Below are 19640 nucleotides of genomic sequence, written 5' to 3'. Positions count from 1 at the left end.
TTGCGGCTCCGCCGCGTGGGCGCGAGAGGCCCCCGCCGGCCCGCGGGCGACCGATCCCGATGCCCGGCGGAGCGCCACGTCACTTCGTCTTGATGTCCTGCTGGATGACGCGCTCGACGTTGCGCTCCGCGAGCGCGGTGATGGTCACGAAGGGGTTGACGCCGATGGAGCCCGGAATCAGCGAACCGTCCGTGACGTAGAGGTTCTTGGCGCCGGAGACACGGCCGTAGAGGTCGGTGGCCTTGCCCAGGACGGCGCCGCCGAGGGGGTGGTAGCAGAAGTCGTCGGCGAAGGCCTTGAGCCGGGTGCCGAACAGGTCGTAGCGGTAGATCGTCCCGTTGGCCTTGTTGACGCGGTCGAAGAGCGACTTGGCGGCGGCGACGGCCGGGGCGTTCTGGTCGCGGGTCCACCGCAGGTCCGCCCGGTCGGCGGCGGCGTCGTAGACGAAGGTGCCGCGCTCGGGGTTCTTGGTGATCGCCAGATAGAGGCTGACCCAGGTCTCCAGGCCGGCGGGCATCGGGGCGATCTCCGCGAAGACGGGTGCCGTGGGGTTGTTCCAGTCGTCGATGCCCAGGGCGGGGATGGACGACTGCTTGGCGCCGGTGGGGTTCCACATGTGGTTGGCGCGGGCCGTCATGATGTTGCCGTTGGGGCCCCAGCCCTTGCCGATCTCGGAGCTGAGGTCGGGCAGGGCGCCGGTCTCCCGGGCGCGCAGCAGCAGTTCCGTGGAGCCGAGGCTGCCGGCGCCGAGGAACAGATAGGTGCAGGAGATCTCCTTGGACGCCAGCGTCTTGCCGTAGGCGTCCGTCTCCTCGACGGTCAGGACGTACGAGCCGTCGTTCTGCCGCCGGACGGCCTTGACCTTGTGGAGGGTCCGTATGGTGACCTTGCCGGTGCCGAGGGCGGCGGCCAGATAGGTCTTGTCCAGGCTCATCTTGCCGTGGTTGTTGCCGTAGATGACCTCGGTGGCGAGCGCGGACTTCGGCACCTCGCCGGCGGCCTCGCGCCGCATGTAGTCCCAGTCGTAGACGTTGGGCACGAAGGTGGTGCCCAGGCCCGCCTTGGCGGCCTGGTCCCGGGAGACGCGGGCGAACTTGTACCACTCGGTGTCCTCGAACCACTTCGTGTCGATGTGGTTGACGCGCAGGGTGGAGTTGGCGCGCGGGAAGTACCGGTCGTACATCTCGGCGGCGTCGACCTGCGGCAGCACCTCCTCGAAGTAGGAGCGCTTGGGCGTCACGGCCATGCCGCCGTTGACCAGCGAGCCGCCGCCGACGCCGCGGCCCACGTAGACGGACATCTGGTCGTAGTTGACCCGGTCCAGCACTCCGGCGTACGGCGTGATGTCACGGTTGACCACGTCGAACCAGAGGAACGAGCCGAGCGGGGCCTCGGTGCGCTTCTTGAACCAGCTGGAGCGCTCGTCGGGCTTGAGCATGCCGGTGAACACCTTGCCGTCCGACCCCGGCTTGTCCCACTGCTGCCCCATCTCCAGCATCAGGGTCTCCACCCCGGCCTCACCGAGCCGGAGTGCCGCGACGGCGGCGCCGTAACCGGTGCCGATCACCACGGCCGGCACGGACGTCCCGCCGTCCCCGGCCGCCCGGCCGGCGGCCTGCGCCCGGGGCGCCGCGGAGATCGTCGTGGCCCCGCTGAGGGCGGCGGCGCTCAAGGCCGCCATGCCGAGCAGACGACGGCGCGACAGGTGCTGGTTGACTCCCACGTGGATCCTGACCTTTCGGGGGCTGGTGAAACCACTGATGAAACCGGTACGCAGGCACTCTGCCCAAGGTTCCGCTCAGGAAAGACCTAGAAGAATGACCAGACTTCATCAAGGTACTTGCACTTCTGCATAGAAAACGATCACAAGTATCGCTCTCCCCCGAAGCCGATATGTGTGGGACATATGACTCCTGTACGCTCCCGGCCGTCACCGACTCACCGGAGCGCCCTGTGCAGTTACCCCTGGACCCCGCCACCACCCTCCGCCCGGGCCAAGCCGCCGACGCCTCCTGGCCCACGGCCCTCGACACCCCGCCCGCCGGAGCGCTCGACCTCTGGCTGCTGCGGCTCCCCGGACCGTGGCTCGGCACGGCCGCCCTCGACGAGACACCGCTCGACGGCCAGGAGCGCGCCCGGGCGGACGCGTTCGCCCATCCCTTCGACCGCGCGGGCTATGTGGCAGCCCATCTGACGCTGCGTCGGATCCTCGGGGCGTATCTGGACGCCGCCCCCGGCGCGGTGGCCCTCGTCCGCGAGGCGTGCCCCTGCTGCGGCGGGCCGCACGGCAGACCGGCCGCGCCCGGCGCGCCTTCCTTCTCCCTGGCGCGGGGCGCGGGGCTGGTGCTGATCGGCGTCGCCTCCACCCCCGTGGGCGTGGCCGCCGAACGGCCCCCGGGCGTCCACACGGTGGCCGAGGCCGCCCGCTCCCTCCACCCCGCCGAGCACCGCGAGGTCATGGCCGCGCCGGTGGTGCGCCGCCCCGCGGTCCACTCCCGGCTGCGGGTCCGCAAACACGCCTACCTCAAGGGGCTGGGCGCGGGCCTGGGCCGCTCCCCCGCGCTCGACTACGTGGGCAACGGCGGCCCGGACACGCCCCCGTGGCCCGCCGGCTGGACGATCGTCGACGTCCCGGCCGGCACCGCCTCGGCGGCCGCGGCGGTGCGCGGCCGGCTCACGGTCCGCTACGACGTCAGGCGGCTCGACCCCGAGGGCCTCGCCGCCTGAACGTCACCCGCGTCGCGGGCGGTTCGTCACTTCTTGATCGTCCACTCCGCGGTCTCCTTGGCGAAGCCGGAGTCCGGGGTGAAGCTGATGGTCTTGACCTTGGCGGTCTCGGGCATGGAGACCACCACGTAGCCGAGGGCCTTCTGGCCCGCGGTGAGCTTGACCGTGGCGGGCATGTTGGCGCCGGCGGTGGTGGAGCCGATGGAGTGGGTGTAGGCCTGGCCCGCCTCGTCCGTGACCTTCACACCGTTGGCCGGGCTGTCGTCGTACACCTCCTTGCCGGTGTTGACGATCTCCAGCTGGACGGCGACCCAGCGCTTGCCCGCAGCGGGCTTCATGAACTTGTTGTCGCTCTGGGCCGGGTCGGCGAAGTTCTTCACGGTGACGGCGAGCTGGGCACCGTTCTTGGCCTTGATGGTGACGGTGTTGCCGGCGACCTGGCCGCCGCCCTGACCGGCGGACCCCTTGTCCGCCCCGCCCTGGTCGGCGCCACCCTTGTCGGCACCGCCGCCCTTGCCCGGGTCGGGAGCGACGGCACCCTGGCTCGCGCTCGCGCTGCTGTCGGGCTTGGCGTCGACACCGTCGCTGTTGCAGGCGGTGGCGGTGGCGGCGAGTGCGATCACGATCGCGGCGGTGGAGAGCTGACGACGCATGGTGTATCCCCCGTGGTGGTTCGGTTTTTGACGTGCACATTCTTACCCGCAGGTCAGAGCCGTTTTCGCCATCCAGGGGGCCTGTGGGCCTCCTGTGACATTCAGGTGATCAAACCGTGGCGGTGATACCCGGCGACCGGGGGACGATCGGGACCTACCGGACCGCCGCCCCGGAGCGGGCCCCGCCGAGCCGGCCCCGGACCAGGCCGGCCAGCGCGTCGAACTCCTCGACACGGAGTCGTTTCGCCATGACGACGAAGACGCCGAGCAGCACGGACCCGCCGACGGCCAGTGCCGTGACCGAGCCGAGGACGCCGTCCCCCAGGCCGTGGGTGACGGCGAACGCGGCCGTGCCGCCGACGAGGGCCGCCGGCACGGCCGCGGCGCACAGCCGGGCGTAGGTCCGGACGACACGCGGCCCGTCGAGATCGCCGCCGAGGCGGTCGCGCAACCGCTTCCACGCGATGCCGACGCCCACCGCGTAGGCGAGGCCGTAGGAGGCCGCCATCCCGGCGACCGCCCAGGCGGCCGGAAGCAGCAGGTAGCAGGCGACGGCCGCCGCGCCGTTGACGCCGGCGACGGCGAGCGTGTTGAGGAAGGGCGTCCGGGTGTCCTCGTACGCGTAGAAGCCGCGGAGGACGACGTACTGCACGGAGTACGGGACGAGTCCGAGGCCGAACGCCATGAGGATGAAGCCCATGCCCCGGGCGGCTTCGGGGCCCACGCCGGAGAAGAGCAGCAGGGACATCGGCAGACCGAGCGCGAGGAACGCGAACGCCACGGGGACGATGGCGACCGCCGACGTCCGCAGCGCCCGGGAGATGTCGTCGCGCACCGCTCCCGGGTCGCCGTCCTGGGCCGCGCGGGAGAGGCGGGGCAGCACGGCGGCCATGACCGAGACGGTGATGATGGCCTGGGGCATGCCCCAGATCAGCTGGGCATTGGTGTACGCGGTGAAGCCGGCACCCTCCTTGCCCGACGCCTCGCCGGCGGCGGTGGCCAACTGGGTGACGACCGTCGCGCCCGCCTGGTTGGCGAGGACGAACAGCACGGTCCACTTGGCGAGCCGGACCGTCCGGCCGAGCCCCTGCCCCTTCCAGTCGAAGCGGGGCCGGAACCGGAAGCCGGTCTCCCGGAGGTACGGGATCATGGCCAAAGCCTGTACGACGAGACCGAGCAGCGTCCCGGCGCCGAGCAGCCGCACCCCCTCCGGCGGGATCGTGCCGACGCTCACGCCGGACTCGCGGTAGGCGCCGTAGACCCAGATGAACGCGCCGAATGTGGCGATGACCACGACGTTGTTGAGCACGGGCGTCCACATCATCGCCCCGAACCTGCCACGGGCGTTGAGGATCTGGCCCATGACGACGTGCAGGCCCATGAAGAAGATGGTGGGCAGGCAGTAGCGGGCGAAGACGACGGCGACGCTGTTGGCGGCCTCGTCCTGGGTGATGGTGTTCGACATCAGCCGGACCAGGAGCGGCGCGGCGAGGACGGCGACGGCGACGATGGCGCCGAGCGTCACCATGACGAGGGTGAGAAGGCGGTTGGCGTACGCCTCGCCCCCGCCCTCGTCCTGCTTCATGGCGCGCACGAGCTGGGGCACGAAAACGGAGTTGAGCCCGCCGCCAACGGTGAGGATGTACATCATCGTGGGGAGGGTGGAGGCCACGGTGTAGGTGTCGCCGAGTACGGCGGTCCCCAGAGCCGCGGAGATCACAAGGCTGCGCGCGAAACCGGTCAGCCGGGAGAACAGCGTGCCGGCGGCCATCACGGCGCCGGCCCTCGCCAGGCCGGAAGCGCGGCCTCCACCGTCGGGCGCGGGGGTCCGTCCCGCGTCCGGCGGGCTCTTCACGGCCACGAGCTGCAAAGTGTCGGCGTCAAGGCCCCTCGCGGACTCCCGAGACCGCCCGGCACGACTGTTCCGTAAGCCCGGCATACGGCTCCCTTCCCCACATGATCGACTGTGGGGAGCCACGCTAGTCGCGGCGCGGCGCGGCATACGGCGCGAGAGGGTCGCCGGAGCCGGGTCGGCTACCGGATGGGCATCCCCGAGATCGCCCGTGCGATCACCAGGCGCTGGATCTCGCTCGTGCCCTCGAAGACCGAGTAGATCGCGGCGTCCCGGTGCATCCGTTCCACCGGGTAGTCGCGGGTGTAGCCGTTGCCGCCGAGGATCTGCATGGCCTGGGCCGTGACCTGTTTGGCGGTCTCGCCCGCGAAGAGTTTGGACATCGAGCCCTCCGCCGCGGTGAAGGGGCGGCCGGCCGTCGCCATCCAGGAGGCGCGCCACACCAGCAGGCGGGCCGCGTCGATCCGGGTGCGCATGTCCGCGAGCTGGAAGGCGACGCCCTGGTTGTCGATGATCGGGCGGCCGAACTGGACGCGTGTGCGGGCGTAGTCGAGCGCCACCTCGTAGGCGGCGCGGGCGATGCCCACGGCCTGGGCGCCGACGGCCGGGCGGGACGCCTCGAAGGTGGCCATCGCCGCGTTCCCGCCCCGCCCGCCGCCGTTCGCGCGCTCGCGGGCGCGGGCGAGGCGTTCGTCCAGCCGGTCCTTGCCGCCGAGGAGGCAGTGGCCGGGGACCCGGACGCCCTGGAGGACGACCTCGGCGGTGTGGGAGGCGCGGATGCCGTGTTTGCGGAACTTCTGGCCCTGGGTGAGGCCGGGGGTGCCGGGCGGGACGACGAAGGAGGCGTGGCCCCTGGCCCCCAGCTCCGGGTCGACCACGGCGACGACGACGTGGACGTCGGCGATGCCGCCGTTGGTGGCCCACGCCTTGACGCCGTCGATCACCCACTCGTCCTTGGCCTCGTCGTGGCGGGCGCGGGTGCGCATGGCCGAGACGTCGGAGCCCGCGTCGGGTTCGGAGGAGCAGAACGCGGCGATCTTCACATCGTTGGCGTCGCCGTACATCTGCGGCACCCAGGTGCCGATCTGTTCGTCGGTGCCGCCTGTGAAGACGCTGACCGCCGCGAGCCCCGTGCCGGTGATCGCCAGGCCCAGGCCCGCGTCGCCCCAGAAGAGCTCCTCCATGGCCACCGGGATGCCCAGGCCCGTGGGGTCGAAGAACTGGCGGGCGTAGAAGTCCAGCGAGTAGAGCCCGATCCGGGCGGCCTCCCGGACCACCGGCCAGGGGAATTCCTCCCGTTCGTCCCACTCCGCGGCCGCGGGTCGCATCACCTCGGCGGCGAAGCCGTGGACCCAGTCCCGGACGGTCTCCTGCTCGTCGCCCAGCTCCGGCTCGAAGGCGGCCATGTCCCCTCCCAACATGCGCTACTCGCGGTAACGGCAGTATGTTACCCACGGGTAAAGCCTGTCAACGGACCGCCACCCGAATCCGCTGTGTGGACCGGGTGTTACTTTGCGCAGGCATTTCGAATCACTGGGGCGGGGAGAGACGTCTGATGGAGACCAGTCAGCGGGAAGAGCAGCACAAGGCGGCGGAGCAGCGGCGGAGGGAGCTGCTGGAGGCCGCAGACCGGGTGGTGCTGCGGGAGGGACCGGGGGCGTCGATGAACGCCATCGCGGCGGAGGCGGGCATCACCAAGCCCATCCTCTACCGCCACTTCGGCGACAAGGGGGGCCTGTACCGGGCGCTGGCCGTACGGCACACCGACGCCCTGCTCGCCGGGCTGCGGGCGGCGCTGGACGCGCCCACCAACCGGCGCGAGCGGGTGGAGACGACGCTGGACAGCTATCTGGCGGCCATAGAGGCACGGCCCCAGGTCTACCGCTTCCTGATGCACCCGGCCGACGAGGGCCAGCCCTCCGACCAGGGCTTCGACGTCGGCCGGCACTCGGCGCCGCTGCTGCGGCGCATGGGCGAGGAGCTGGCCCAGGTCATAGTCGAGCGCGTGGACCTCGGCCCGGACGGGGAGGAGCTGGCGCGGACGTGGGGCCACGGCATCGTCGGCATGATGCACGCCGCCGGCGACTGGTGGCTGCGGGAGCGCCCGTTCCCGCGCGAGCAGCTCGTCCGGTACCTCGCGGACCTGCTGTGGGGCCGCCTGGCCACGTCGGGCGACCGGGCGGACGGGCCGGGGTTCTGACGGGGCGGCCTCCGGCCCGGCCCGCCGGGTCCGTAGGCCGGGCCCGTACGCCGGGACGCCCGTGGACGTACGTCCGCGTCCCCGCGCCCGGGCCGGGACGGCACGCGCGAACGGGGCACGGCGGCCCGGGCCGGGCCCGGGCGGGCGGGCCGTCCGTGTCAGCCCGCCCGGCCTCCCAGGGCCGGGGCGGGGGCCGGAGCCTCGACCGCCGCGGCCTCGGTCTCGGCCGTCGAGGCCCCGGCCGGGGCCGGGGACAGCCCGGCTCGCCGGGCCGCCCGCAGGGCGCGCCACTGCCGGAGCCCCGTGAGGTGGTCGAGGTAGAGGCCGCCGTCGAGGTGGTCGCACTCGTGCTGGAGGCACCGCGCGAAGAAGCCGGTGCCCCGCACCGTGACCGGGGAGCCGTCCACGCGCACGCCCTCGACGACGGCCTCGTCGAAGCGCGGGGTGCCCGCCTCGATCCCCGGCACGGACAGACAGCCCTCGGGGCCGCGGATCACCGGGCCGTCGGTGGCGACGAGCCGGGGGTTGACGACATGGCCCAGATGGCGGCGGTCCTCGTCGTCGGGGCAGTCGTAGACGAAGACGCGCAGCGGCACGCCTATCTGGTTGGCGGCGAGGCCGACGCCGCCCGCCGCGTACATGGTGGCGAACATGTCCTCGACGAGCCGGGCGAGGTCCTCGTCAAACGCCGTGACCTCCTCGCAGGGTGCCGCGAGACCCCGGTCTCCGAGCAGCCTCATGGGCCGCACACGTCCTGAACTGCCGGGAATGGTGCCTCGTCGCATGGGCTCCAGCGTACGTTCCCCGGGCCGCGGGTTCGGGCCCGCGGCCGGATCTCGATAGGCTGATCCCCGACCGGAGTCTCCTGGCCGGCCCTCGGCACTGAGGGGGCGTTCCACCGGCTGACCAGGATTTACGGCCCGGCGCCGAACAAGGAGGACTAGGACGATGGCAGGCAACTCGGGGCCGCTGTCGCCGCGGGCGAAGCTCGCCGTGACGGCGGGCAAGGCGGCTGCGGCGGTGTCGCGCGCAGCGGGCCGCGGCAGCGGGTCGGTGATCGGCGGCAAGGTCGCACTCAAGCTCGACCCCGACCTGCTGGCCCGGCTGGCAACGCACCTGGACGTGGTCCTGGTGTCGGCCACCAACGGCAAGACGACCACGACCCGGCTGATCGCCGAGGCGCTGCGGGCCAGCGGTCCGGTGGTGTCCAACGCGCTGGGCGCGAACATGCCGGCGGGCATCACCTCCGCCCTGGCGGGCGGCTCGGACGCCCGCTACGGCGTGATCGAGGTGGACGAGAAGTACCTCGCGGGTGTCGCGCGCGACACCTCGCCCAAGGCCATAGCGCTGCTGAACCTCTCGCGCGACCAGCTGGACCGCGCCGCGGAGACCCGCATGCTGGCCGAGAAGTGGCGTGAGGGCCTGGCCGGCACCAAGGCCGTGGTGATCGCCAACGCGGACGACCCGCTGATCGTGTGGGCGGCGTCCTCGTCGCAGAACGTGGTGTGGGTCGCGGCCGGCCAGGAGTGGAAGGACGACGCCTGGTCGTGCCCCTCCTGCGGTGGTGTGATGCAGCGCCCGGGCGACGACTGGTTCTGCGGCGAGTGCGGCTTCAGGCGGCCGACGCCGAGCTGGGCGCTGTCGGGGGACTACGTCCTCGACCCGCACGGCTCCGCGTGGCCCATCCACCTCCAGCTGCCGGGCCGGGCCAACAAGGCCAACGCCACCACCTCGGCCGCCGTGGCCGCGACCTTCGGCGTGCCGCCGCAGGTGGCGCTGGAGCGGATGTACCAGGTGCAGGCCGTGGCCGGCCGGTACGACGTGGTGAGCTACTCCGGCCGTGAGGTGCGGCTGCTGCTGGCGAAGAACCCGGCCGGCTGGCTGGAGACCTTCTCGCTGATCGACGGGCCGCCGGCGCCGGTGATCCTGTCGGTGAACGCCCGCGGCGCGGACGGCACCGACACCTCGTGGCTGTGGGACGTGGACTACACCCGGCTCGCCGGGCACCCGATCATGGTCATCGGCGACCGCAAGCTGGACCTGGCCGTGCGCCTGGAGGTCGCGGGCGTGGACTTCCGGGTCTGCGAGACGTTCGACGAGGCGGTGCAGATGGCCCCGCCCGGCAAGGTCGAGGTCATCGCGAACTACACCGCCTTCCAGGACATCCGCCGCGTCGTCGGCAACTGACCCACGGCAGCACTCAAAGGATTGTGAGCATGAGCCAGAACAGTCTGCGTGTGGTGTGGGTCTACCCCGACCTGCTCAGCACCTACGGCGACCAGGGCAACGTCCTGGTCCTGGAGCGCCGCGCCCACCAGCGCCGCCTGGACGTCCAGCGCGTGGACGTCCGCTCCGACCAGCAGATCCCCACCTCGGGTGACATCTATCTGATCGGCGGCGGCGAGGACCGGCCGCAGCGGCTGGCCGCCGAGCGGCTGCGCCGCGACGGCGGTCTCAACCGGGCCGTCGCCAACGGCGCGATCGTCTTCTCGGTCTGCGCCGGGTACCAGATCCTGGGCCACGAGTTCGTCAACGACCTGGGCCGGCGTGAGCAGGGCCTCGGTCTGCTGGACGTCATCAGCACCCGTGGCGAGGGCGAGCGCTGCGTCGGCGACGTCCTCGGCGACATCGACCCCCAGCTGGGCCTGCCCCCGCTGACCGGGTTCGAGAACCACCAGGGCGTCACCCACCTGGGCCCGACGGCCCGTCCGTTCGCCCGGGTCCGCTTCGGCAAGGGCAACGGCACCGGCGACGGCACCGAGGGCGCGTTCAACGAGACCGTCTTCGGTACGTACATGCACGGTCCGGTCATGGCCCGCAACCCGCACATCGCGGACATGCTGATCAAGCTGGCGCTGGACGTCAACGCCCTGCCGCCGGTCGACGACCGCTGGTACGAGGCGCTGCGCGCCGAGCGGATCGCCGCGGCGACACAGCCCGCATAGCGGACGGTCGTGATCCCCGCCGCCCCGACGGTTTAGGGTGGCGGGGATTCCCACCGGACGACGGGGTCCGGTCCTTAAGCGGCCCCGCGGGGCCCCGATCCAAAAGGTCCCCCTGTCATGCGCATCGGTGTGCTCACCTCCGGCGGCGACTGCCCCGGGCTCAACGCCGTCATCCGTTCCGTCGTCCACCGTGCCGTCGTCGACCACGGCGATACCGTCATCGGTTTCCACGACGGCTGGCGCGGTCTGCTGGAGGGCGACCACCGGCCGCTGGACCTGGAGTCCGTGGCCGGCATCCTCGCCACCGGCGGCACCGTCCTCGGCTCCTCCCGGGTACGGCCCGAGGATCTGCGCGGCGGCGTGGAGCGCGCCCGCGGCCATATGGCCGAGCTCGGTCTGGACGCCGTCATCCCCATCGGCGGCGAGGGCACCCTCAAGGCGGCCCGGCTGCTGTCGGACGCGGGGCTGCCGATCGTCGGCGTCCCCAAGACCATCGACAACGACATCGCCTCGACCGACGTCACCTTCGGCTTCGACACGGCCGTGGGCGTGGCCACGGAGGCCCTGGATCGGCTGAAGACGACCGCCGAGTCCCATCAGCGGGTGCTGATCGTGGAGGTGATGGGCCGCCACACCGGCTGGATCGCCCTCCAGTCGGGCATGGCCGCCGGCGCCCACGCGATCGTGGTGCCGGAACGGCCCTTCGACATCGACGAGCTGACGGCGGTCGTCGGCAAGCGCTTCGAGGCGGGGAAACGATTCGCCATCGTGGTCGTCGCGGAGGGCGCCAAGCCGCGCCCCGGCTCGATGGAGTTCGAGACCGGCGGCACGGACGTCTACGGGCACGAGCGCTTCGCCGGCGTCGCCCGGCAGCTGGCCGGGGAGCTGGAGCGCCGCCTGGACAAGGAGGCCCGGCCCGTCATCCTCGGCCATGTGCAGCGCGGCGGCACCCCCACCGCGTACGACCGGGTGCTCGCCACCCGCTTCGGCTGGCACGCGGTGGAGGCGGCGCACCGGGGCGCGTTCGGGATGATGACGGCGCTGCGCGGCACGGACATCACGCTGGTGCCGCTGGCCGAGGCCACCGAACGGCTGAAGACGGTCCCGGCGGAGCGCTACGCCGAGGCCGAGAACGTGCTCTGATCCGGTCCCCGGTCCGGTCCCGGGGGCGCCCCCGGCCGTGGGCCCGCCCCGGGGCGCCTCTACTCTGGTCCCGGCGCATCGGTGCGAAATGGGAGAGACTGGATGGATCACGGCGGGCACGGCATGCCCGGCATGCACGGCATGATGCACATGGACATGCCGCCGTTCACGCTGAGCCGGGGTCTGCAGTTCAGCAGTGAGCCGTTCTTCATGATCGGCTGTCTGCTGGGGCTGGGCCTCTACGGCTGGGGCGTGGTGCGGCTGCGCAGACGCGGCGACGTCTGGCCGTGGGGCCGTGTGGTGGCGTTCACACTGGGCGTGCTGAGCGTGGCGCTGGTGATGTGCACCAAGCTCAACGACTACGGCATGGTCATGTTTAGCGTGCACATGGTGCAGCACATGGTGATCAGCATGCTCTCCCCGATCCTGCTCCTCCTGGGCGCCCCGGTGACGCTGACGCTGCGGGCGCTGCCGGCGGCGGGGCGCGGTCGCAAGGGCCCGCGCGAGTGGCTGGTGGCCCTGCTCCACAGCCGCTACATGCGGATCATCACCCACCCGGCGTTCACGATCCCGATGTTCATCGCGAGCCTGTACGCGCTGTACTTCACTCCGCTCTTCGACTTCCTCATGGAGACGAAGACCGGGCACATCGCGATGATGGTGCACTTCCTCGCGGTGGGCCTGGTGTTCTTCTGGCCGATCATGGGCGTGGACCCGGGCCCGCACCGGCCCGGCTATGTGATGCGGATGCTGGAGCTGTTCGCGGGCATGCCCTTCCACGCCTTCTTCGGCATCGCGCTGATGATGGCCTCGGAGCCGATGATCGGCACGTATATGCACCCGCCGGCCTCGCTGGGCATCGACGCGCTGGACGACCAGAAGGCGGGCGGCGGCATCGCCTGGGCGTTCAGCGAGATCCCGTCGGTCCTGGTGCTGCTGGCGCTGGTGTACCAGTGGTACCGCTCCGAGCAGCGGCAGGCCAAGCGGTCCGACCGCGCGGAGGAGCGCAGCGGCGACAAGGAGCTCCAGGCCTACAACGCCTATCTGGCCTCGCTCCACGCCAAGGGCCAGCGGGGGTAGGACGGAACGCGCCGGGCCGGGCCCGGCGGCGGTATGGCGGTACGGACCGCGGTGGGGAGACGATGGTCTCCTGACCGCGGTCCGCGCGTATGTACGGCCGTACGGCGGGGCCGCCGTGGAGGAGGTGCGGGATGTCCGGATCGACGAGGGCCATGGCGGGACTCACGGTCGGGGGGCTGGTGCTGGTGACCGCCTACTCGGTGACGATCGGCAGCGACGGCTGGCTGTGGTTCGCCTGGGTGGTGCTGGGCGTGACGACGCTCGGGGCGATGGCGACGCGCGGAGCTTGAGCACGCGGGGCTCAGAAGCGGAAGACCGCTCCCGTGGCGGCCTCCAGGAGACAGAGGTTGGGGTAGGTCCTCCGCCAGGCCACCGTGGTGCCGTGCCATGCCCCGTCGGCGGTGGCGGTGACCGGGTCGTCCTCCCGGGTGCACACCCGGCCGGTGTCGCCGGGGAGGGCGTCGGGCCGGCCGCCCGCCCGTTCCAGGTCCGCGCAGGCCTCGGCCGCGTGGGGGTGGTGGCCGCCCGCGACGGGACAGACGAGCCGGAGGCCGCGGATCCAGGTGTTCCGCGCGCCGGAGATCGTGAGGAGGAGCCGTCCCGCTTCCTCGGTGCCGATGCCCGCCGCCGTCGGGGGCAATGCGAGGAGCGCGGTGGCGGTAGCGGTGAGGGTCGCCGCCGCTGCCGCGGTGGTGGTGCGTACGGACATGGGTGCCAGGGCACCGCGCGGGGCCGCCCGGCGGCAAGTGACGGCACCGGCCCGTCGCCCGTGTGGGGGGAGGCGGCCACCCGGTCGGCGGTCGGGGCGTCGAGCCGTCGAGCCGTCGAGCCGTCGGGAAAATCCCTCGCGGCGGACGACCGCCCTCCGTACGCTCCCGTCCGTACGAAAGGCTTCTGACAAGGGGGAACGTAATGAGCGCACGGCTGCGCGAGGTCGCGCGGGTGACGGAGTCGATCGTCGCCGACGGGGGTTACACGACGCCGGGCGGCCGGTGGGCGGACATCGCCGGGGCGGTCGGGGCGGCCCGCCGGGGGACGCGGCTGTACGGCCCGGAGCCGGTGACCGTACCGCCGGCGGAGCCCGGGGCGGCAGCCCCCGCGGCGACGGTCTTCGAGGTGACGGCCGAGGGCAGCCTGGACGCGTCGCGCCGCCTGGCGGCGGACGGCGAGGTCGCCGTGCTCAACTTCGCCTCCGCCCGCAACCCCGGCGGCGGCTACCTCAACGGCGCCCAGGCGCAGGAGGAGGCGCTGTGCCGGGGCTCGGCCCTGTACACCTGTCTGCGCGAGGCCCCGGAGTACTACGCCGCCCACCGCGCGGACCCCAGCCCCTTCTACAGCGACCGGGTCGTCCACTCCCCCGGCGTCCCGGTCTTCCGCGACGACCGTGACGGGCTCCTGGAGACCCCGTACACGGTGGGCTTCCTGACCTCCCCGGCCCCCAACGCCGGGGTGATCGCCCAGCGCACCCCGGAGCTCACCGCCCGGATCCCGGCGGCGCTGGACGAGCGCGCGGGCCGGGTGCTGGAGGTGGCGGCCGCGCACGGCTACCGCCGGCTGGTCCTCGGGGCGTGGGGATGCGGGGTCTTCCGCAACGACCCGGGGCAGGTCGCGGCGGCGTTCGCCGGTCATCTGACGGGCGCGGGGCGCTTCGCCGGCCGTTTCGAGCACGTCGTCTTCGCGATCCTCGACCGGCGGACGGACTCGCCGACCCGGGCGGCCTTCGCGTCGGTGTTCACCGCGGAGGCCCACTGACGCGGGGGAGCGACCGGGCCGTCGGTCAGGCCCGCTCCCCCATCATCTCGGCGACGAGGAACGCCAGGTCGAGGGACTGGGCCCGGTCGAGCCGGGCGCCGCGGCGGTCCCCGTCGGCCCGGTCGCCGGTCAGCGCCACATGGATGCCGCCCGCGTGGGTGCCGCAGGCCCGGTGGACCTCGAAGAAGCCCCGGACCTCGTCGAGGAGGGCGTCGAAGTCACAGGCCGTGCGGCCGTCGGCCGTCCGGACGGTGTTGCCGTGCACGGGGTCGCAGACCCAGGCGGGCGCGGCGCCCTCCCCCGCCGCCTTGCGCACCAGCTCGGGCAGCCGGTCGCGGACGGCCCCGGCGCCCATCCGGGCGATGAAGGTGAGCCTGCCGGGGACGCGGTCCGGGTCGAGCCGGTCGACGCAGGCGAGGACGGTGTCCGGGTCGGCGCCGGGGCCGAGCTCCACGGCGACGGGGTTGTGGATCCGGGAGAGGTACGCGATGTGCTCGCCGTCCGCCTCCCGGCCGGGCAGGGCGGTCCACAGCAGATGGGCGCTGGTCGCGTAGGGCAGCCCGGTGCGGCCGTCGGTGCGGGTGAGCGCCTCCTCGTAGTCGAGCCGCCGCCCCTCGTGGCCCGCGAAGAAGTCGACGGTGTGGACCTCCTTGGGGTCGACCCCGCACGCGTGCATAAAACGCAGGGAGCGCTCGATCCCGTCGGCGAGCTCCGTGTAGCGCCGGCGGGCCGGGGAGTCGGTCACGAAACCGCGGTTCCACTCGTGCACTTGATGGAGGTCGGCATGCCCTCCGATGCCGAAGGCGCGTACGAGATTGAGCGTAGTCGCCGACGCCTCGTACATCCGGCGCAGCCGGTGGGAGCCGGGGTCGCCGGAGCCGGTGGGCCCGCCGAAGTCGACGCGGCCGAAGTCGACCCGGCCGACCTTGACCACCGGGACCGAGGCCGCGTAGGTGAGGACCACGGCCATCTGAAGGAGCGTCCGGAGGATCCCGCCGACGGAATCGGCGGTCGTCCCGCCGAAACTCCGCGCGCTCTCGCCCCCTTGCAGCAGGAACGCCTCACCCCGGGCGACGGCCGCGAGCCGGTCCCGCAGCCGGTCGCACTCCTCGGCGAAGACCAGCGGGGGCAGATCCTGAAGCGGCCCGCCCGTCACCGGCGGTCCTGCCTGCGGCAGTGGAGTCATGTCCCCGTCCCTGAGCGGGCCGGCCGCGCACGGCGACCGGCGGGATGTCCGGCCCAGGAATTCCAGCCCACGCGCGGGGCCCCGTCAAGAACCGCCCGGGGCGGGTGTCGGGGCGACGGAGCCGGCGGGCGGGGTGGCCGCTCGCCTCAAGTGGCTTTGTCCGTAGCGTCCTTCGACACCGTCACCACCGGGCGGCCCTCCCCCACCCCGCGCAACGTCGGCTGGTGGCCGAGCATCCTCCGGCTGATCGGTGTCGCCAAGGGGCCGCCGTGTCGAGCTGATCCGCGACCTAGGTCTTTATCTGCACCCGCCGGGGGAATACGGGACCTGCAGGAGCGTCGGCTGCCCTCTCCCGCATCAAGCTGATCACCTCATCGGGGGCAGCGATGCGGCGCTGCGCGTCTGTACGCATGTCGGCCTGGGCGATGAGCGTGCGAGTGGGGCGCAGAGGCGCACGCCGTGTTTGCCGATGGGGGCATGTCGGGCAGGCGGCTAACGTGGGGTCAGATGAGCTGGTCATTCTGGTTCATGGCACCTTCGCCGGTGACAAGGATCAGCGCGATGAGGGGCCGCGCTGGTGGCAGCGGGACAGTGCCTGCTGGAAGGCGCTGGCGGCGGTGCTCCCCAAGGGGGCCGCGCTGCCGGAGCCGGGCGAGGAGATCGGGCTCTTCCACTGGAGCGGTATCAACGCTCAGTCGAAGCGCCTCAAGGCCGGCGCCGAGCTGTTGGATCTGCTCCTGAAGCTGGAGGAGCGGGAGCGGAAATACCACCTGGTGGGGCACAGCCACGGCGGATCGGTGATTTGGGAGACGCTGGTCTCAGCGCAAATCATCGCAGAGGGCAGTTGGATACCGTACAGCCTGACGCACCGACGAGGGCGTCAGCAAGTGCGGGTCGACGCGCGGCTAACAGGTCTGCGCAGCGTGACCACGGTGGGTACGCCGTTCCTGCATTTCCTGCCCCGGCCGACCCGTTTGGTCCTCGGCTGGCGCCACCCGCAGTACACCCTTTCGGGGGATGACGTCCAAACGACGCCGGGAAAGGCCATGTTCGTCCTGCCCCTGCTTCTGCTGCATATGATCAGCTTCCTTGGATTCTTCCTGGGAGGACCAGCGCTTGCCTTGCTCGTACTGATCACGCTGCGCGGGATCCATCCGCCGACGGTTTGGCTGCTGGTGTTGTGGGGCCTGCTGGGGCTGGCAGTTCTGGGGATGTTGATGGCAGGCCCGGCCAATCAAGTGATGTTCACTGATGGGCTGACCCACCGGGCCCGCGCCTCCCGCAAAGTCTTCGAGCGGTTCGCGGACCGCTGGCTCGGTCTCTGGGCCACAGATGATGAGGCTATCGGGGTGCTCAAGGGCGTCGCGCCGCGCGCGCCGTCCTACGCCTGGTTGTGGCGCCGTCCGCAGGAACGCAAGTCATGGGAACCGACCAGAGCGAATGTCCCGGCTCAGCGCATCCCGGTCCGGATCGGTAACCCGATATCCGTCGCCGGCATGATCCCCGACGCTTCGCTCTGGAAGCTCACCCACGTGGTGAAGTCGCCGCTGGGCAGTGCTTTCAACCGCTGGATCGGCCCACGGCTCTCTGCCTGGATCTCGCGAACACTGCTGCACGCCGTCCAGGGCAACGATCTGCCGCAGACCAGCCTGGTCTACGCCGCAGCCTGGCCACTGCCGCTGGACCGCCTTCCTCCAGGCCTGCCCGAGTTGCTCGCCGCCCGGTTGACGGAGCGCGCCGACTCCAGGTCGGCGCAACTGGCCCCGGCGATCCGGCAGATGCTCGCGCGGGCCGCGTTGGACGGCGTCCCACTGCCGCAGGCAGCGGCTGCCGGACAACGACCGCGCGCCGATGGCGCGCTGGTGCACACCTCCTACTTCGACGATCCGGAGCTGTTACGGCTGATAGCTCTGCACATCGAGCGCCATCTGGCTGAACCGCCGGTCAAACCCCCTGAGAAACTCGCCGAGGAACGCGCGCTGCGAGACTGGCTCGATGAGAACGCCGAGGCGGTCCGGCAGCGGCTCGCGGAGTTCCACAGCGAGGTGTCAGGTGATGACAACCAGCCGCAGCCCGCCGCTACCAGTGATGACGAGCAGCTTCAGTCCGCCGCCACCTCGGATTACTGGCATGACTTTTACTGGCCCCCGATGCTCTGATGGCCCCGGGGTCGGTGGTGTTCAGGACACCACCGAATCGTGCGGCGCAGAGCTCCGGCTTCCCGGCGGCATGATTGCTCCCGAGTCGCGGAAAAAGAGACTGCGCCCCGGCCCATATCGGGCCGGGGCGCAGACGCTACAGGTATCGCTACCGGGGACTACTTGGCGGCGGTGGCCTTCGGGGGCTCGGGGGTGGCGTGCGGGGTGCACGTCACGTCGGAGCCGCCGGTGAGCTTGCCGGTCAGGAGGTAGGCGTCGACCTTGGTGTTGATGCAGGGGTTGACGAGACCGGTGACGCCGTGGGAGCCGGCGCCCTTCTCCGTGATCAGCTGCGAGCCGCGGAAGCGCTTGTGCAGCTCGACCGCGCCCTCGTAGGGGGTGGCGGCGTCACGGTCGGACTGCACGATGAGGGTCTGCGGCAGGCCCTTGTGCGTGGTGACCTCGATCGGGTTGTACTGCGGGCCCTTCCAGGTGGCGCAGGGCAGGTTCATCCAGGCGTTGGACCACGTCATGAACGGGGCCTGACGGTCCACGCGGGTGTTGTCCCGGTCCCACTTGTTCCAGTTGGTGGGCCACTTGGCGTCGGCGCACTCGACCGCGGTGTAGACGGCGTTGCCGTTCTCCGAGGCGATGTTGCCCGCCTTGTCGGCCATGTCCGGGCCGGCGGCCTGGACCAGCGGCTTCTCGTCACCGGCGACGTACTTGCTCCAGGTCTGGGCGACCGGCACCCACGAGGAGTCGTAGTACGCGGCCTTCTGGAACCAGCCGATCAGCTCGGCCGGGCCGACGAGCCCGGCGATGGGCTTGGCCTTGGCGGAGGCGCGGAGCTTCAGCCAGTTCTGGTGGACCGTGGCCTGGGTGGCGCCGAGGTGGAAGGCGTCGTCGTGCTGGGCGACCCACTTCTCCCAGTCCTTGAACCGGCCCTCGAAGGCGATGTCCTGCTCGAGGTTGGCCTTGTACCAGATGTTGTCCTGGGCCGGGTTGACGACGCTGTCGACGATCATGCGACGGACGTGCGTCGGGAAGAGCGTGCCGTAGACGGCGCCGAGGTAGGTGCCGTAGGAGACGCCCAGGTAGTTGAGCTTCTTCTCGCCGAGGGCGGCGCGGACGACGTCCACGTCACGGGCGGTGTTCGTCGTCGTCAGGTACGGCAGGAGGTCGCCGCTGCGCTCGAAGCAGCCGTCCGCGTACTCCTTGGCCAGCTTGCGCTGGGCGCGCTTGTCGGCCTCGCTGGAGGGCACCGGGTCGGCCTTGGGGGCCTTGACGAACTCCTGGGGGTCGACGCAGGAGATCGGGGCCGAGCGACCGACGCCACGCGGGTCGAAGCCCACGAAGTCGTACGCCTTGGCGATGTTGGCGTAGAGCGGGTTCTTGGTCGTGACCCGCGTGGGGAAGCGCAGGCCGGAGCCGCCGGGGCCGCCCGGGTTGTAGACGAGCGCGCCCTGGCGCTCGCTCGCGGTGCCGGTGGACTTGGCCCGGTCCACGGCGATCTTGATGGTGCGGCCGTTGGGCTTGGCGTAGTCGACGGGGACCGTCACGAAGCCGCACTGGATCGGCTTCGGCAGCTGGCCCCAGTCGGCGGGACAGTCCTGCCACTGCACGCCCGTCTTCGCGGCACGCTCGGCGGCGATCTTCACGCCCTTGGCCTCGGCGGCGCCTCCCGGCACGGCCTGCGCCGCGCCCGCCGTCGGAGCCGCCAGGAAACCGGCGACGAGCGTACCGGCCAGCACGGTGCCGGCCGCGCCGGCTATCGCGTTGGGTCTCAAGACAGTAATTCCCCCTGCTTTGTACGCCGCCCGGAGGGCAGCGATGATCACGCGGTCTGCGGGGAATCCTTCCGCCTCCCCTGCCACAAAGGACAGGGTGTGAGGGCGTTCTTTACTAATCCGTAAAGATGACGGAACAAGGCGCGGCACAGGTGGTGGCCTTCACACCAGCTGCCG

General features: G+C 71.7%; 17 protein-coding genes. 9 read left to right on the top strand and 8 right to left on the bottom strand.

From position 1 onward, the window contains the following. Positions 1–79: 79 nt before the first annotated feature. Positions 80–1681: a GMC oxidoreductase gene (locus ACFYZR_RS23250; protein ID WP_391913427.1), complete on the bottom strand. Its 1602-nt coding sequence runs from the start codon at positions 1679–1681 to the stop codon at positions 80–82. Positions 1682–1953: 272 nt separating this feature from the next. Here ACFYZR_RS23250 and ACFYZR_RS23245 point away from each other — a divergent pair, with 272 nt between their 5' ends. Further along, positions 1954–2727 carry a 4'-phosphopantetheinyl transferase family protein gene (locus ACFYZR_RS23245; RefSeq protein ID WP_391913218.1) on the top strand — a complete coding sequence of 258 codons (774 nt, stop codon included), beginning with the start codon at positions 1954–1956 and terminating at the stop codon, positions 2725–2727. Between the two features lie 26 nt (positions 2728–2753). Here ACFYZR_RS23245 and ACFYZR_RS23240 read toward each other — a convergent pair whose 3' ends face one another. From ACFYZR_RS23240 to ACFYZR_RS23230, 3 genes are all read right to left on the bottom strand, one after another. Continuing rightward, positions 2754–3380, bottom strand: a complete 627-nt coding sequence (locus ACFYZR_RS23240) for a DUF4352 domain-containing protein (RefSeq protein WP_391913216.1) — start codon at positions 3378–3380, stop codon at positions 2754–2756. Between the two features lie 154 nt (positions 3381–3534). Then, positions 3535–5241 carry a murein biosynthesis integral membrane protein MurJ gene (gene murJ, locus ACFYZR_RS23235; RefSeq protein ID WP_391913214.1) on the bottom strand — a complete coding sequence of 569 codons (1707 nt, stop codon included), beginning with the start codon at positions 5239–5241 and terminating at the stop codon, positions 3535–3537. Between the two features lie 173 nt (positions 5242–5414). After that, complete coding sequence (locus ACFYZR_RS23230) at positions 5415–6638, bottom strand: acyl-CoA dehydrogenase family protein (protein ID WP_391913212.1); 1224 nt, start codon at positions 6636–6638, stop codon at positions 5415–5417. Positions 6639–6787: 149 nt separating this feature from the next. On the opposite strand from ACFYZR_RS23230, the gene ACFYZR_RS23225 reads away from it, so the two are divergent. Then, positions 6788–7432, top strand: a complete 645-nt coding sequence (locus ACFYZR_RS23225; RefSeq protein ID WP_391913210.1) for a TetR family transcriptional regulator — start codon at positions 6788–6790, stop codon at positions 7430–7432. Positions 7433–7590: 158 nt separating this feature from the next. Here ACFYZR_RS23225 and def read toward each other — a convergent pair whose 3' ends face one another. After that, positions 7591–8217: a peptide deformylase gene (gene def / locus ACFYZR_RS23220; protein ID WP_391913208.1), complete on the bottom strand. Its 627-nt coding sequence runs from the start codon at positions 8215–8217 to the stop codon at positions 7591–7593. Positions 8218–8380: 163 nt separating this feature from the next. On the opposite strand from def, the gene ACFYZR_RS23215 reads away from it, so the two are divergent. The 5 genes from ACFYZR_RS23215 (at position 8381) to ACFYZR_RS23195 (ending at position 12890) form a co-directional block, all read left to right on the top strand. After that, positions 8381–9619 carry a MurT ligase domain-containing protein gene (locus ACFYZR_RS23215; RefSeq protein ID WP_391913206.1) on the top strand — a complete coding sequence of 413 codons (1239 nt, stop codon included), beginning with the start codon at positions 8381–8383 and terminating at the stop codon, positions 9617–9619. Between the two features lie 29 nt (positions 9620–9648). Further along, entirely contained in the window at positions 9649–10377 is a 729-nt protein-coding gene (locus tag ACFYZR_RS23210; RefSeq protein WP_361704375.1) for a glutamine amidotransferase, read from the top strand. 117 nt (positions 10378–10494) lie between these two features. After that, positions 10495–11520 (top strand): 6-phosphofructokinase, encoded by a 1026-nt coding sequence (locus ACFYZR_RS23205; RefSeq protein ID WP_391913204.1) that lies wholly within the window; start codon positions 10495–10497, stop codon positions 11518–11520. Positions 11521–11622: 102 nt separating this feature from the next. After that, positions 11623–12600: a cytochrome c oxidase assembly protein gene (locus ACFYZR_RS23200; RefSeq protein ID WP_391913202.1), complete on the top strand. Its 978-nt coding sequence runs from the start codon at positions 11623–11625 to the stop codon at positions 12598–12600. A gap of 131 nt (positions 12601–12731) precedes the next feature. Further along, positions 12732–12890 (top strand): hypothetical protein, encoded by a 159-nt coding sequence (locus ACFYZR_RS23195; RefSeq protein ID WP_391913200.1) that lies wholly within the window; start codon positions 12732–12734, stop codon positions 12888–12890. An 11-nt stretch (positions 12891–12901) separates the two neighbouring features. Here ACFYZR_RS23195 and ACFYZR_RS23190 read toward each other — a convergent pair whose 3' ends face one another. After that, positions 12902–13309 carry an SSI family serine proteinase inhibitor gene (locus ACFYZR_RS23190; protein ID WP_391913198.1) on the bottom strand — a complete coding sequence of 136 codons (408 nt, stop codon included), beginning with the start codon at positions 13307–13309 and terminating at the stop codon, positions 12902–12904. Between the two features lie 203 nt (positions 13310–13512). On the opposite strand from ACFYZR_RS23190, the gene ACFYZR_RS23185 reads away from it, so the two are divergent. Then, on the top strand, positions 13513–14352 hold the full coding sequence (locus ACFYZR_RS23185; RefSeq protein ID WP_391913196.1) for a TIGR02452 family protein: 840 nt from the start codon (positions 13513–13515) through the stop codon (positions 14350–14352). Between the two features lie 25 nt (positions 14353–14377). Here the strand turns inward: ACFYZR_RS23185 and ACFYZR_RS23180 are convergent, their stop codons facing one another. Then, complete coding sequence (locus ACFYZR_RS23180) at positions 14378–15538, bottom strand: 3-deoxy-7-phosphoheptulonate synthase (RefSeq protein WP_391913194.1); 1161 nt, start codon at positions 15536–15538, stop codon at positions 14378–14380. 497 nt (positions 15539–16035) lie between these two features. On the opposite strand from ACFYZR_RS23180, the gene ACFYZR_RS23175 reads away from it, so the two are divergent. Continuing rightward, positions 16036–17697: a hypothetical protein gene (locus tag ACFYZR_RS23175; protein WP_391913192.1), complete on the top strand. Its 1662-nt coding sequence runs from the start codon at positions 16036–16038 to the stop codon at positions 17695–17697. Between the two features lie 158 nt (positions 17698–17855). Here the strand turns inward: ACFYZR_RS23175 and ACFYZR_RS23170 are convergent, their stop codons facing one another. Then, entirely contained in the window at positions 17856–19463 is a 1608-nt protein-coding gene (locus ACFYZR_RS23170) for an alpha/beta hydrolase (protein WP_391913190.1), read from the bottom strand. Positions 19464–19640 lie beyond the last annotated feature (177 nt).

Source organism: Streptomyces sp. NPDC001678, assembly GCF_042892945.1.
Taxonomy (GTDB): domain Bacteria; phylum Actinomycetota; class Actinomycetes; order Streptomycetales; family Streptomycetaceae; genus Streptomyces.
Note: the sequence above shows the minus strand (reverse complement) of the source record. Positions and strands in the feature narration are given on the sequence as shown.